Origin of the sequence: Candidatus Merdisoma sp. JLR.KK006 (genome assembly GCF_036941035.1) — a bacterium.
Taxonomy (GTDB): Bacteria; Bacillota; Clostridia; order Lachnospirales; family Lachnospiraceae; genus Laedolimicola.
In genome coordinates, this window is the sequence record NZ_JAYMNS010000003.1 from 42,309 (window position 1) to 56,883 (window position 14,575).

At 47.8% G+C, this 14,575-nt stretch carries 12 protein-coding genes; 1 reads left to right on the plus strand and 11 read right to left on the minus strand.

The genetic code is table 11. The annotated features are described in order from the left end of the window. Positions 1 to 228 precede the first annotated feature (228 nt). The 3 genes from dnaK to hrcA form a co-directional block, all read right to left on the minus strand. Positions 229 to 2,088: a molecular chaperone DnaK gene (gene dnaK / locus VSQ61_RS03385; protein WP_334343027.1), complete on the minus strand. Its 1,860-nt coding sequence runs from the start codon at positions 2,086 to 2,088 to the stop codon at positions 229 to 231. Positions 2,089 to 2,230: 142 nt separating this feature from the next. Next, positions 2,231 to 2,872, minus strand: a complete 642-nt coding sequence (gene grpE / locus VSQ61_RS03390; RefSeq protein WP_334343240.1) for a nucleotide exchange factor GrpE — start codon at positions 2,870 to 2,872, stop codon at positions 2,231 to 2,233. 36 nt (positions 2,873 to 2,908) lie between these two features. Next, positions 2,909 to 3,943, minus strand: coding sequence for a heat-inducible transcriptional repressor HrcA (gene hrcA / locus VSQ61_RS03395; protein ID WP_334343028.1), 1,035 nt, complete (start codon positions 3,941 to 3,943; stop codon positions 2,909 to 2,911). 409 nt (positions 3,944 to 4,352) lie between these two features. On the opposite strand from hrcA, the gene clpB reads away from it, so the two are divergent. Then, the gene (gene clpB, locus VSQ61_RS03400) at positions 4,353 to 6,935 is read left to right on the plus strand and encodes an ATP-dependent chaperone ClpB (protein WP_334343029.1); all 2,583 of its coding nucleotides are present in this window, start codon (positions 4,353 to 4,355) and stop codon (positions 6,933 to 6,935) included. A gap of 128 nt (positions 6,936 to 7,063) precedes the next feature. Here clpB and VSQ61_RS03405 read toward each other — a convergent pair whose 3' ends face one another. The 8 genes from VSQ61_RS03405 to VSQ61_RS03440 all read right to left on the minus strand — a co-directional run bounded on the left by VSQ61_RS03405 (position 7,064) and on the right by VSQ61_RS03440 (position 14,498). Then, positions 7,064 to 7,729 carry a hypothetical protein gene (locus tag VSQ61_RS03405; RefSeq protein ID WP_334343030.1) on the minus strand — a complete coding sequence of 222 codons (666 nt, stop codon included), beginning with the start codon at positions 7,727 to 7,729 and terminating at the stop codon, positions 7,064 to 7,066. A gap of 14 nt (positions 7,730 to 7,743) precedes the next feature. After that, positions 7,744 to 9,336 (minus strand): flotillin family protein, encoded by a 1,593-nt coding sequence (locus VSQ61_RS03410; RefSeq protein WP_334343031.1) that lies wholly within the window; start codon positions 9,334 to 9,336, stop codon positions 7,744 to 7,746. Positions 9,337 to 9,359: 23 nt separating this feature from the next. Beyond that, positions 9,360 to 9,890 carry a phosphatase PAP2 family protein gene (locus VSQ61_RS03415; protein WP_334343032.1) on the minus strand — a complete coding sequence of 177 codons (531 nt, stop codon included), beginning with the start codon at positions 9,888 to 9,890 and terminating at the stop codon, positions 9,360 to 9,362. Positions 9,891 to 9,986: 96 nt separating this feature from the next. Further along, the gene (locus tag VSQ61_RS03420; protein ID WP_334343033.1) at positions 9,987 to 10,214 is read right to left on the minus strand and encodes a hypothetical protein; all 228 of its coding nucleotides are present in this window, start codon (positions 10,212 to 10,214) and stop codon (positions 9,987 to 9,989) included. Positions 10,215 to 10,482: 268 nt separating this feature from the next. Beyond that, positions 10,483 to 10,710: a hypothetical protein gene (locus VSQ61_RS03425; protein ID WP_334343034.1), complete on the minus strand. Its 228-nt coding sequence runs from the start codon at positions 10,708 to 10,710 to the stop codon at positions 10,483 to 10,485. A 243-nt stretch (positions 10,711 to 10,953) separates the two neighbouring features. Then, entirely contained in the window at positions 10,954 to 12,720 is a 1,767-nt protein-coding gene (locus VSQ61_RS03430; protein WP_334343035.1) for a cobaltochelatase CobT-related protein, read from the minus strand. An 85-nt stretch (positions 12,721 to 12,805) separates the two neighbouring features. After that, positions 12,806 to 13,720, minus strand: coding sequence for an AAA family ATPase (locus VSQ61_RS03435; protein WP_334343036.1), 915 nt, complete (start codon positions 13,718 to 13,720; stop codon positions 12,806 to 12,808). Between the two features lie 55 nt (positions 13,721 to 13,775). Next, a complete protein-coding gene (locus tag VSQ61_RS03440) occupies positions 13,776 to 14,498 on the minus strand; it encodes an HAD family hydrolase (RefSeq protein WP_334343037.1) in 723 nt (240 codons plus the stop codon). Positions 14,499 to 14,575 lie beyond the last annotated feature (77 nt).

A 14,575-nucleotide genomic window follows, 5' to 3' on the forward strand; every position in this document is an offset into this window, starting at 1 on the left:
ACCACCATAAATGAAAGTCGGCAGTGGTGCATGGTGCATCCCTGAACTTAGCTTTCTGCTACGCAGAAAAGGATCTTTCATTGTAAGACAATTATAGTTCAATCAGATAAATACAGCCAAATTCCAAGGAAAGCGGACAGATCGTTTGTTCACTTTCCTTGGAATCTGTTTTACAGCCTTCTGCAGCGATTTAGCTTTACCAGTCCAAACCGGTCCGGCTTTCTTACTTTATACCTCTCGATAATCTCCGTCAACCACGTCGTCGGCCGGTCCTGCACCTGCGCCCATTTCCGGACCTGGTCCTGCCTGGCCCTGGGCTGCCTGTGCCTGGGCGTATACTTTCTCGAATACCTTCTGGGCCGCATTCATCAGCTTCTCCTTGCCGGATTTCAGCTCATCCAGCTCGGAATCGGAAAGCTCCTGCTGATCCTTGGTTCTCTCCAGAACCGCTTTCAGAGAAGTAAGCTCTGCCTCTACTGCGGACTTGTCAGCAACATCAATCTGCTCTCCCACTTCCTCCAGGGCCTTCTCGGTCTGGAATACCATGGCATCTGCGTCATTTCTGGCATCAATGCCCTCTTTGCGCTTCTTATCCTGTGCTTCAAATTCCGCCGCTTCCTTTACGGCTTTCTCAATGTCGCTGTCGGACATGTTGGAGCCTGCAGTGATAGTAATGTGCTGTTCCTTGCCGGTTCCCAGATCCTTTGCGGAAACATTTACGATACCGTTGGCGTCAATGTCAAAGGTTACCTCAATCTGGGGCATTCCACGTCTTGCAGGAGGAATTCCGTCCAGACGGAACTGTCCTAAGGACTTGTTGTCTCTTGCAAACTGGCGCTCGCCCTGTACTACGTTAATATCCACGGCTGTCTGATTATCTGCTGCTGTGGAGAAGATCTGGCTTTTCTTGGTGGGGATGGTTGTATTACGCTCAATAAGACGGGTTGCAATACCTCCCTGAGTCTCGATGGACAGAGACAATGGGGTTACATCCAAAAGCAGGATATCGCCTGCGCCTGCATCGCCGGCCAGCTTGCCGCCCTGGATGGAAGCACCGAGAGCCACACACTCATCCGGATTCAGTGATTTGCTGGGCTCATGTCCTGTCAGCTGTTTTACCTTATCCTGTACGGCCGGAACACGGGTGGAACCGCCTACTAACAGCACCTTTCCAAGCTCAGACGCCGTAATGCCTGCATCCTTTAAAGCTGCCTGAACAGGATTTGCGGTGCGCTCAACCAGGTCATGGGTCAGCTCGTCGAATTTTGCTCTTGTAAGGTTCATGTCAAAATGCTTGGGTCCCTCGGAGGTGGCTGTGATGAAAGGCAGGTTGATATTGGTGGTAGTTGCGCTGGAAAGCTCTTTCTTCGCTTTCTCTGCCGCCTCTTTCAGTCTCTGGAGCGCCATCTTGTCACCGGAGAGATCCACACCCTCGGTGCGCTTGAACTCTGCCAGCATATAGTCAGTAATCTTCTGGTCGAAATCATCGCCGCCCAGACGGTTGTCACCGGCTGTTGCCAAAACCTCGATAACGCCGTCGCCAATCTCAATGATGGACACATCGAAAGTACCGCCGCCTAAGTCGTATACCATGATTTTCTGCTCTTTTTCATTGTCCAGACCGTAAGCCAGTGCTGCGGCCGTAGGCTCGTTGATGATACGCTTTACATCCAGGCCGGCAATCTTACCTGCATCTTTGGTAGCCTGTCTCTGAGCATCATTGAAGTAGGCCGGAACGGTGATAACGGCTTCGGTTACTTTCTCGCCCAGATAGTTCTCCGCATCTGCTTTCAGCTTCTGAAGAATCATAGCGGAAATCTCCTGGGGAGAGTACTTTTTGTCATCAATTGTTACTCTGTGATCCGTACCCATATCTCTCTTAATAGAAGAAATGGTTTTTTCGGAGTTGGTTACTGCCTGACGCTTTGCGGGCTCACCTACCAGACGCTCTCCGGTCTTTGTGAATGCCACTACGGACGGTGTGGTTCTTGCTCCCTCTGTATTGGCGATTACCACTGGTTTTCCGCCCTCCATAACTGCTACACAGCTATTTGTTGTTCCTAAGTCGATTCCAATAATTTTGCTCATAATAGAGACCTCCTCATTTATTGTTAGTTAGTTGTTAATATATTTATTTCGCAGTGAAACTTAGGAAAGCCTTGCTTTCCTTCATGTGCGAGCTTTCCCCCAAGGGACCTTCTCTTGACCTACGGTCAATTCACCTTGCGCATCAGTTCGCTACTTTCACCATGCTGTGACGAATAACGCTTTCTTTGTAGGTATAACCTTTCTGAAACTCTTCCGCTACAATATTTTCTCCCAGCTCTTCGTCCTCTATGTGCATCACCGCATTGTGAAGATTGGGATCAAATTCCCGGCCGGCGGCTTCTATGGGCGCCACACCTAAATCTGTCAGCACTGTCATAAGCTGCTTGTAAATCTTATCCATTCCCTCAATCACAGGATTGGTTCGCTCTTCTTCCGGAACGGCTGCTATGCCTCTCTCGAAGTTATCGACCACCGGGAGAATCTTCTCAATCACATCCCTGGCTCCAACCTCGTACATATGAGACTTCTCTTTCTCCGTGCGCTTGCGGAAGTTGTCAAACTCCGCCATCTGGCGCCTTACCCGGTCCTCTAGCTCATCTATCTTTTCGTCCCTGGGGTCCTTTTTCTTTTTCTTTTTTCCTAAAAAGGATTTTTCCTTTTTCTCCTTGGGCTCCTCAGAGGCTTCCTCACCGGCTTCTGTTTCTTTTTCTTCCGCCGGTTCTTCTGGTTCCCCTGCTTCCTGCTGTTCCAATTCCTGCTCCTGTTCAGCACCGGCAGCTTCCTTTTGGAGTTCTTCCTCCTTTGTCATCTCTTCCTGATTCATTTCCTTTTCCACGGGTCTTTACCCCTTTCCGTTTCCTTATTCCTGCTTTCTGTTATATATCTCATCCAACTGTTCCGTGAGGGTTTTTAAGGTATTCACCACATTTTCATAGTCCATTCGCTTCGGCCCTATGATACCAATGGTGCCCCGCAGTCCGTCTCCCAGTTCGTAGGTGGCTGTCACCACACTGCAGTCCTTCATGGCCTGCACCGGAAGCTCCTGCCCGATATACACCTGTATGCCCTGGCCCGTACCGCCCTCCAAGGTCCGGTTTACCAGATCGGTCAGCTCCTGCTTTTCCTCAAAGGTGCTTAAAATCTCACTGGCCTTTCCATTCTCGGACAACTCCGGATAACGGAAAATGTTGGTGGTTCCGGAGGTATAAATCTCTACCTCTTCTTCCGAATGAATCACCTCAGCCACCGCATCAATCACATCAGCTACCAGCTCACTGTGAGCTCCTGCCTGCTCCTTTAAGCTCTTAATCATGGCCAGATTAATTTCCTCAATGGCCAGCCCGTTCAGAACACTGTTTAACAGGATATTCAGCTTGAGCACCGTCTCCTGGTCAAGCTCCTCCGTTACGGGAATCACCTTGTTCCGCACCAGATTCCCGTCCATCATAATGACAGTAAGAATCTGTGTGGAGCTTACCTTGGAAAGCTGGATGAACTTCAGCTTCTTCTGATGATAAGTAGGTGCCGATACCATGGTTGCATAATTAGTATTGGCCGCCAGAACTTTCACCACCTGCTTAAGCACCCGTTCCATCTTATCGGTCCGTTCAATCATCAGCTCTTTCAGCTCATTGACCTCCTGATCCTTTTCTTCCATCATGCGATCTACATAGAGACGATAGCCTTTGTCCGACGGAATCCTTCCGGCTGAAGTATGAGGCTGCAGGATGTAGCCCATCTCCTCTAAGTCCGACATTTCATTACGGATGGTTGCGGAGCTTAAGTTCAAATCCGAATACTTGGAAATGGTTCTGGAGCCTACGGGCTCTCCTGTTTCCATATAATTGCGGATGATTGCCTGCAGGATTTTCAGTTTTCTCTCATCCAGTTCCACTTCCTCACCTCTTTTATGGTTGTTTTTCTTGCTATTAGCACTCGGCCCTTTTGAGTGCTAACATAAAAATATCACTATGCTTTCTTTTTGTCAAGTCGGTTTATGATTTTTTTAGAAATAATCCCCTTTGCACCAGGATCTTTAGAATTTTTTTAGAAAAAAACTATTGCATTTTTCCCGGCGGAGTGATATATACTAGGTGTAAACAAGTGAACAAGGCCCTGTATCACATGCATAAGCATGGGATATGGGGCTTTTTAATTGCAGCGGTACTGGTAAAGTCGCAAAGGTGCACGAGAGGAACTTTCATGAGTGCCCTTTCGAATGAAAGTTCCTCTCATTATGGGTGCACCGAAGCGACTTTACCCTTTAGTGCCATCACGCAGTGATTTTAAATAGGAGGCAGATTATGAACATTAACAAATTCACACAAAAATCCATACAGGCTGTGAATGACCTGGAAAAGACTGCCTATGAATACGGCAATCAGGAATTAGAGCAGGAGCACCTGCTTATGAGCCTGCTCCGTCAGGAGGACAGTCTCATCTTAAAGCTGATTTCCAAGATGGAGATTCAGACGGAGTATTTTGTAAATCGGGTAGAACAGGCTTTAAACAAGCGTGTAAAGGTGTCCGGCGGTCAGCCCTATGTGGGGCAGCATTTAAATAAGGTACTCATAAGCGCCGAGGACGAGGCAAAACAGATGGGAGACGAATATGTTTCCGTGGAGCATCTGTTTCTTGCCCTGCTTGGCAATCCCAGTCCTTCCATAAAAGAGATTTTCAAAGAATACGGGATTACCAGAGACCGCTTTTTGCAGGCTCTGTCTACTGTCCGTGGCAATCAGCGTGTCACCAGTGACAACCCGGAGGCCACCTATGACACTTTAAATAAATATGGCTCCGATTTGGTGGAGCGTGCCAGGGAGCAGAAGCTTGATCCGGTCATTGGCCGGGATGCGGAGATCCGTAATATTATCCGTATTTTGTCCAGAAAGACGAAAAACAATCCGGTTCTTATCGGAGAACCCGGCGTGGGTAAGACTGCCGCCATTGAGGGACTTGCCCAGCGGATTGTTCGGGGAGATGTACCGGAGGGATTAAAGGATAAGAAGCTTTTTGCTCTGGATATGGGCGCTCTGGTGGCCGGAGCCAAATACCGGGGAGAATTTGAGGAACGTCTGAAAGCCGTTCTTGACGAGGTCCGTAAAAGCGACGGACAGATTATTCTCTTTATTGACGAGCTTCATTTGATTGTAGGGGCCGGAAAAACCGACGGTGCCATGGATGCAGGCAATATGCTAAAGCCCATGCTTGCCAGAGGAGAGCTCCACTGTATCGGAGCCACAACCCTGGACGAATACCGCCAGTATATTGAAAAGGATGCAGCTCTGGAACGGCGGTTCCAGCCGGTTATGGTGGACGAACCTACGGTGGAGGATACCATTTCTATCTTAAGAGGATTAAAGGAGCGCTATGAGGTCTTTCACGGAGTTAAGATTACCGATGCGGCCCTGGTATCCGCAGCCACCCTGTCCAACCGCTATATCTCCGATCGTTTCCTCCCGGACAAGGCCATTGATCTGGTGGACGAAGCCTGTGCATTGATCAAGACCGAATTGGATTCCATGCCTGCCGAGCTGGATGAGCTAAGCCGGAAAATTATGCAATTAGAGATCGAGGAAGCGGCTTTAAAAAAGGAGACTGACCGATTAAGCCAGGAGCGTTTGGAGAATCTTCAGCGAGAGCTTGCAGAGCTTCGGGATGAATTCAACGGAAAGAAAGCCCAATGGGACAACGAGAAAACCTCTGTGGAACGCCTTTCCAAGCTTCGAGAGGAAATTGAAGATATCAATAAACAGATTCAGACAGCTCAGCAGAATTACGATCTGAATAAAGCCGCCGAGCTGCAATACGGCAAGCTTCCCCAGCTTCAAAAGCAGCTGGAGCAGGATGAGGAAGCTATCAATAAAACCGATTTATCTTTGGTTCATGAGGCTGTCACTGAGGACGAGATTGCCCGCATCATCTCCCGATGGACGGGAATTCCTGTGGCAAAGCTGACAGAAAGCGAGCGAAACAAAACCCTCCATCTGGACGAGGAGCTTCATAAACGTGTCATTGGCCAGGATGAGGGGGTAACTCTGGTATCCGAAGCCATTATCCGTTCAAAGGCGGGGATCAAAGATCCCAGCAAGCCCATTGGCTCTTTCCTGTTTCTGGGACCTACAGGCGTTGGAAAGACGGAGCTTGCCAAGGCTCTGGCCGCCAGCCTCTTTGATGATGAGCAAAACATGGTCCGCATCGACATGAGCGAGTATATGGAGAAATATTCCGTCTCCCGCCTCATTGGAGCGCCTCCGGGATATGTAGGATACGAGGAGGGCGGTCAGCTTACGGAGGCCGTTCGCCGGAAGCCTTATTCCGTGGTGCTATTTGATGAGATTGAGAAAGCCCATCCGGATGTATTTAATGTCCTTCTGCAGGTACTTGACGACGGACGGATTACCGATTCCCAGGGACGCACGGTAGACTTTAAGAATACCATCCTGATTATGACCTCCAATATCGGTTCCTCCTATCTTCTGGATGGCATTGATGACCAGGGAAATATCCGGAAGGAAGCCCAGAATCTGGTAATGAATGACTTAAGGAATCATTTCCGTCCGGAGTTCCTAAACCGGCTGGATGAAACCATTCTCTTTAAGCCCTTAAGTAAGAGTGATATTTCGTCCATTATCAATCTCCTGCTGGCAGAGCTGAACCATCGCCTGGCTGACCGGGAGTTGTCCCTCACCCTTACGGAAAATGCCAAAGCCTTTATTACGGAACACGGCTACGATCCCGTATATGGTGCACGGCCTTTAAAGCGGTATATGCAGAAGCATGTGGAAACTCTGGCAGCGAAGCTTATTCTGGGCGGAGAAGCCGCTACGGGGAATACCATCGTGATTGATGGGGATGGGGAGAAATTAACGGCTTTACTCAGATAAAAATCTCTGCCAATGACCATATAAAAAAGAAAGCGCCAAGCCTTTTGCAGGTACAGCCCTTTTGTCAGACAAAACTAAGTCTAACGAAAGGGATCTGCTTCAAAAGCGGTGCTTTCTTCTTTTTATACTTATTTCGATGAAGTCATAAATCCAAACTCCACCCTGCCATTTTCCCATATGCCGGTAACGCTGTATACATAATCACCTGAGGCATTCTCAATCACAAAGTTTTCATCCTTTTGGACAACCGTTACCTTTTCACCCTTCGGAATATCCTCTGTGCCAAGTAAGGAACGGCTATAACGAATCACTTCTACCTGTTGAGGCTTATCATAAATATCCGGTGTCAAATCGGTTGGTACCGTCAGCCGTATATTCCTCAGCTCATCTCCCCACTTAAGAACGTGGAGGCCCTCTGCCTTAGCTGTCTTATTTATGCCGTCTGCGTCTACATAATTCCAGGTATAGCTGCCCCTGGTTAATATGGCCGCTGCGCCCATCATTCCGTCTCCGTATATTTTCACCACATTTCCTTTTACAAGCTGATGAAATTCGATTTTTTTGCCATTGATATCATATACCTTGCAATCCCCATCCCGAACATATACACTAAAAACATTATGCCGATCCTCAATCTCTATGAATACATGAGAACCCTTTCCAAAGGGTACATACATTGCAGTGATGGCACATTCCTCTTTCTGTTTCCTTTCTACGCCTTTCTTTATCATTACTGTCAGTACAAGCAGAAGTATGATACCTGCTATAAGCCATAGGTATCTTTTCTTTTTCATACTTATTCCGTTCCTTATTGCGGCGGGATGTCTGACTTTTCCTCCCGTCCGTCAGGCAGTCCGGAGACGTTGATATTTCTTGTGACCTTGGCGTCATAGGTATCAGCCTTGATGATCTCGGAGAGATCAATACCCACGGTCTCCTTCATGGTCTCAAAAAGCTTCGCCATAACAGCCGGCACATTTCCGGCCACATCGCCAACACCCTTGTCTTCTCCGCTTCCGATAATGGTGATCTTGTCAATCTGAGCCAGCGGCTCTGCAATCTTTCCGGCAATATCCGGGAGCACGCCGATAAGCATCTCCGCCATAGCTGCCTTGTTGTATTTCTGATAAGCCTCCGCTTTCTTCTCCATAGCCTCGGCTTCTGCCATACCTTTGGCACGGATGGCTTCCGCCTCCGCCGATCCTCTGGCCTGGATACCGGCTGCCTCCTGCTCCATGGAGAACTTGTTAGCCTCTGCCTGAGCTTTCTTTGCCTGCGCATCCTGCTCTGCTTCGTATTTCTTGGCTTCCGCCTGGGCCTTTTTCGCCTCGGCATCCTGCTCTGCCTGATATTTCCGGGCGGTAGCCTCCTGTTCCGCCTCATACTTCTTAGCCTCTGCGTCTCTCTGGCGCTTTGCCAGGGCCGCTGCCGCCGCCTGCTCTACGGCGTAGCGATCCGCATCTGCCTTTTTATTAATCTCAGCCTCCAAAGCCTGCTGCTTTACAAGAACTTCCTGCTTTCTAAGCTCCGCCTCACGCTCTGCCTTTGCAATCTGGGCATTTACGGTAGCTGTCTGAATCACCTTTTCCTGTTCCTGCTCCTGAATCTTGTAGGCTGCGTCCGCCATAGCCTGTTTGGTATCGGAAACCTGCTGCAGCTCGGCTTTTTTAATGGCCAGCTCATTGTTCTTCTCCGCAATCTCTGTCTCTGCCAAAACCCTTGCATCGTTGGATGCTTTATTGGCCTCTGCCTGGGCAATGGCTACGTCACGTTCTGCCTGCGCCCTTGCAATGGATGCGTCCTTTTTGATCTTTGCCGTGTTGTCAGCGCCCAGATCCTTAATGAGACCATTTTCATCCGTTACATTCTGAATGTTACAGGACACTACCTCGATTCCCAGCTTCTTCATATCCTTGGAAGCCTTCTCCATTACCTGATCGGAAAAAGAATCCCGGTCCGTGTTGATGGATTTTAAGGTCAGGGTTCCGATAATCTCTCTCATATTACCCTGAAGGGAATCCTGCAGGTCCCTGGTAATCTGCTCGGAGTTCTTGTTCAGAAAGTTCTTAGCCGCCAGGCGGATGCCCTCTGTGGTAGGGTCAATACGTACCTTTGCCACTGCGTCTACATTTACGTTAATAAAATCTGTAGTTGGTACTGACTGCTCAGTCTTAATATCCACTGTCATCTGGCCCAGGTAGAGTTTATCCAGGCGTTCCAGAAACGGAACCCGAATACCGGCCCGGCCAATGAGAATCTTCGGTTCCTTTTTTAGACCGGAAATAATAAATGCCCGATCCGGCGGAGCCTTTACATAGCCCATGGCCAAAATGATAATCAAAACGAGTACTAAAATAATTGGAATAAAGTAAGTTAAAATGATCTGTAAAATCTCCAACATCGTTCTCCTCCGTTCTTCCGAAACTACTCCGTTTTATCTTTGGGTTTTTTCCACAAGAGCCTGTATGCTATCCATCCGGTAATGCACCCGATCACCATTCCCCCCAGCACATCCGTAGGGTAATGCGCCCCCACATACAGTCGTGAAAAGGAAATCAGTGCGGCTAACACCAGGGCCGGAATCCCAAACCGCCTTGGCAGACAGAAGAATAAGACACTTGCCACCGCAAAGCAGGCTCCTGCATGACCGGAAGGGAAGGACCAATCCGAGGGCCGTTTGGTAATCAAAAGCAGATTCTCCAACATATCATAAGGCCTGGTTCGGGCCACCAGATTTTTTAATACAAGGTTTACCGCAACAAAGTCCAGTATCAGCGACAGGGACGCAGCAGCCCCGGCTCTTCGGTATTTTTTGATGCACAAAAGGACAATGCAGACTAAGATTGCCAAAAAGCCCGCATCGCCCAAGGATGTAATAAATTGCATTACCCTGTCTAATACCGGATTTCGGATACTCTCTTGCAGAAACAGCAAAAAGCGTTCTTCCCAACCCATCTTTTAACTCCTGAATTCTTGACTTTTCCATACCTTTCAGTTATATGCAAAGCCTCAAGTAAAATTTCCTTTTACAGCAGACTTTCCGCTCACTGTCTAAATCTCCGTAAAGGTATAGCGAATCAAGGTTCCTGACAGATCCAGATGGAATACAACGGATCCGTCATTCATAACTTCTTTTTCAATATTTACCTTCTTGTCCTTATGTAAGTTTTGTACATAAGCATCCAGATCGTCGGTCTCAATCTCCCGAATCTCCGTATCACGCATCTGATTGCCCGGACATTTGTTCAAGTTCTCGATCATCATCTCATAAGCCTTCATACCCATTACCTCCCTGGTAAAATTCCGGAAACATTCGGCTGCGGTTTTTGGTAGGATTCATTTGAATCATCTTACATTTCCGCTGATTAAAAATTTGATAAGCCCATTCAACCGCAGCTTTTTTTAAAGGTTTCATGCTTATATTTTACACCTGCAAAAGTATTACAGCAAGATTTTTTTCTGAAAATTCAGCATATATTTATGATTATTAATCACAATTTTTATGCCAATTACAGGTTTTTCCGATTTTTTTCAATTACTGGCCCTTTTACAGCTCCGTAAAGGTATACCGCTGAAGGATTCCTGATGTATTCACATGGTAGATCACAGTTCCGTCTTCCAGATCCTCCCGTTCAAAGGTAAAGTCTTTGTCCTGATGACGACTGGTCACGTAAGTTTCCAGATCCGCAATCTCTACCTCCTCAATAAATACATCCCTCATCTGGTTGCCGGAACATTGATTAAAAATCTCATGTACGACTTCATATTCTTTCATTTTCATATCTCCTATTTTAAGTTCCGCAGAAACTTTTCACCTCACCATTGTCTAGAATAATTTCCAGCCACTAAAAACTTGTGTCTGTAAATTCTTCTGTGCGCCGACAAGTTTCTGCTGTTTTAAGTTCCGCAGAAACTTTTCACCTCACCATTGTCTAGAATAATTTCCAGCCACTAAAAACTTGTGTCTGTAAATTCTTCTGTGCGCCGACAAGTTTCTGCTGTTTTAAGTTCCGCAAAATCAATCCACATCATCCAGTTGCCGGCGCAAGTAGCGCCCCACCACACCGGAAAAATTCATAATATCCCGAATATAGGCAAAATCCCGTCCAAATATTCGCCGCTCCGCCTGCAGGTCCTGCTCTTCCCCGGCAAATACTCCAAGTACGGAGATTCCCATAGCACGAACCTTCCGAACCTCTGCCGCCGTATCCCGAACTGCATAATCTCCGGAATAAGGCAGGGGATTTCTGCTGTTAGGGCGGTTTACAATAATATCATTGGGTCGGCCATCGCTGAGAACGATAAGTACTTTATGCTCCTCCGGACGCTTAATCAGGCTGTCTGCCGCCGCCCGAACCGCCAGTCCGTCCCGATTATTGGAGGATGCGTAGAACTCAAAAATCCTCTGATTCGCCTCACGTGGATCATCATAATCCCGATAACGCTGCATAACCGTATAATCCCAAAAGGTGCAAAAGCCCATTACCTGGTGCGGGATATCCACCACACTCAGCGCCTCGCTGATAATATACCCCTGCAGAGCTACCAGGCTCTGTCTCCTTCTCTGTGAGCCGCTTGCATCAATCAGCACATGCACCGCAAAGTCAGAGCTGTCCTTTCGAAGCTCCCGCTCAAAAAGCTTCCTGTCACGACTGCGCCCCACCTTCCAAAGCTTTGCCGGCACAATCACTCCAAACTCGGAGCGCATGGTCTCTCGCTCGCTGCGGGCCGTAAGCGCCCGGCGAAGGGTATCGGAAAGCTGCTCCACATTTCTCCGGGATACACGCATGTAATGGCCATAGGTCTTTAGATTTTCTGACCTGGCCCGTCTGGCATACTCCGACTGATAATTTTTCTTTACCATATTGGAAAGGATACCATCCGTAAAATACAGACTGCAATCTCCATGGGCCCCCCGGCATAAGCTTCGGTTTACTCGTTCCTGCTCTGACTTCGTGAGATAGGACCGTCCGTAGTTGAGCTCTATATAGGAATACATTTTATCCAGGGCTTCCTGATCCACCAGAATCCGCTTAGCCCGTATCCGTTTCTTTTCCTCCGCTTCTGCCTCTTGCTCCTGCATCCGTGAAGCCGCATTGGTCACCCGGGACAGATATTGATCGAAGTCCTCCGTATAAGCCTCTTCCTCCAGATAATCCTTCCATTGAAACTCCCTAAGTTCTTCCATAGTTACGGAAAGCACCCTGTCCAGGGAGCCGTGTCGTTCCTCAAAATGAGGATCTGCCAGCCAGTTATAAAGCTCATCCACCGTTTGGATCACTGCCATGGTATCCTCAGTGTTCCAAAGTCTCTTAAGCATATCCGCCGCTTTGCGGATACGGCTCTGCATCGTTCTGGGTCCCAAGACCGCCTCCTGCATAACAGCCAGGCGAATCTGGCCGATAAAAGAGGCCGCAAGCCTGGTAAAGTCATACTCCATCAAATCCTCGAAAGCCTTTTTCCGAATCTCCAGCACTCCTATTCGTTCCCTGCTGATTTTTTTGTAAACAGCACTGTCCACACAAAGCTGGGCCAGACTGGTCAAAGGCTGTTCCTCCGCCCCATAATAGAGCTTTTTCACAAGATAAAGGCCAAAAGCATCCCGGTCAAAATATTTTGAAAAGGCTCCCTGCTTTATAGCATCATAGAGGGACACATAAATGGACTTGGAATAAGAAATAGTATCCAGCTTCAGATTCAGGCTGTAATCTCCGCTGACTGTCCAGCAGAGATTTCGAAGCCTGTTTTCGATTTCAAATTGGTTGATTTCAAATACTTCTTCCATGAAATACTCCTAAGCTTATACAAACTGCCTGTACAAAAACCTCATTACTCCATACTTCTTATCTCAGGACTTCTTTCTCAAAGTCTCAAAACACCTCATCCCTGGTCCACTCCTCCGGAATCCGGGTCATTACAATATCCCCGATAATCTCTTTTTCAAAGATATCAAAGCTCTTATTGGTAATTCCCATCGTAATGGCTGTTCGGGGCGTAAGCCCTGCCCGTACAGTTTTAAGCGCCCCTATCATTCCCCGAAGATCCATGGGCTTTGTAGAAATCTCGCTGTTCTGGGCCTTTAGCTGCAGATCCAAAAACAAACCCGCAAAGTGCTTAAGCCCCTCCTCCCTGGCATCGGGAAAGTTCTCCTTTAAGATCCGCATCAGCACAGTCTCCGTAAGGGGCGGCATATCAATCACCAGAAACCGGGAAACCAATGCCTCATTTAACTCCTTTGTCCCTGCATAGCCATAATTCATAGTTCCGATAAACCGAGCAGCCGGGTGCAGCTCAATCTTGTCATAGCCGGGAACATCTATGATGCGGCGGTAATCCAGCGTGGCATGAAGAACGGAAACGGCGTCATTTTTTGCCATATTGATCTCATCAAAGATTCCGAAGCCTCCGTTTACGGCACACTGGTAAACCGGCCCTTTGCGCAGGCGAACCTCATTGTCTATAAAGGTGTCCGTTCCGATGAGCGTACTGCTGTCCGTATTCACATTAAAGGAAATATTATAGGAGGGGCGGCAAAAGATCCAGGCAAGATTTTCTGCCAGAATATTTTTCCCGGTAGCTTTGGAGCCGCTTAATAACACATTTTCTCCCTGAAGCAAGGCGGCAATAGCCATCTCCAGAATCTCTTTCCCGTAAAAGGGAATGGGGGGCTTTACAATTCGATTTTTTACCTCATCCGAAACCGTATGTGCCTTCCTGAAGCTTTCCACCTCTTGAATCAGTTTGGGAGACACACCCTGCTCCTCCAAAAACTGCAGTTCCTTCATGTTCTATTCATTCCTTTCTTAAATTCGCACATGGATTTTTACGCATAAAGGGATACTACTCTCCTTTATTTAATGCCTGGATATAGGGCACAAGCTCGTCGAAATGCCGGATTTCTTTATATTTACCCGCAAATTCCTCCGCCCCTTTTGGAAGCTCTTTTCCCCGGAAATTGTACCATACCCCATGCATACCATACGCCGACGCCCCGCAGGCATCCTTCTTAAAATTATCTCCCACAAAAACGCATTCCTCCGGAAGCACTCCTGACTTTTGAATGCACAGAGCCATAAAATCCGGATGGGGCTTTTCCACGCCAGCCTCCTGACTGGTCACTATATGGGAGACATAAGGAGCGAAGCCAAAGGCTTCCAGCTTCTCATACTGCATCATGGCCGTCATGTCCGTCCCGATTCCAATGGTGATTCCCATATCCTTTAGTTCCTGCATACAGGCAACGGCTCCCGGCTCCGGACCGCTCTCCTTAAGAAGGGTATCCCAATAAGCATGATACATAGCCTTTACATGGGGAAAGAGGGGCTTTCCCCATTTTTCCAGAAGGTTCTGAATCCGAATACTCCGGCTGTGAATGGCCGCATTGTCCCTGCCAAGCTTTTCCGTAATCTCATGATGTGTTCTTTTATAGGCTTCACGAAATTCCTCCGGTTCCACCTGTAAATGCTCTTTCGCATAGAGACAAAGCCGGCGCATTCCTTCTTCATGCCCCTTCTCATAGTTGTATAATGTATCGTCAATATCAAAAATTGCTTCCTTTATCATACTTTATCCTCCCTATCTTAAGTTGCTATGCAACGGTACTAAAGGGTAAAGTCACTTCGGCACGCCTGTAATGAGAG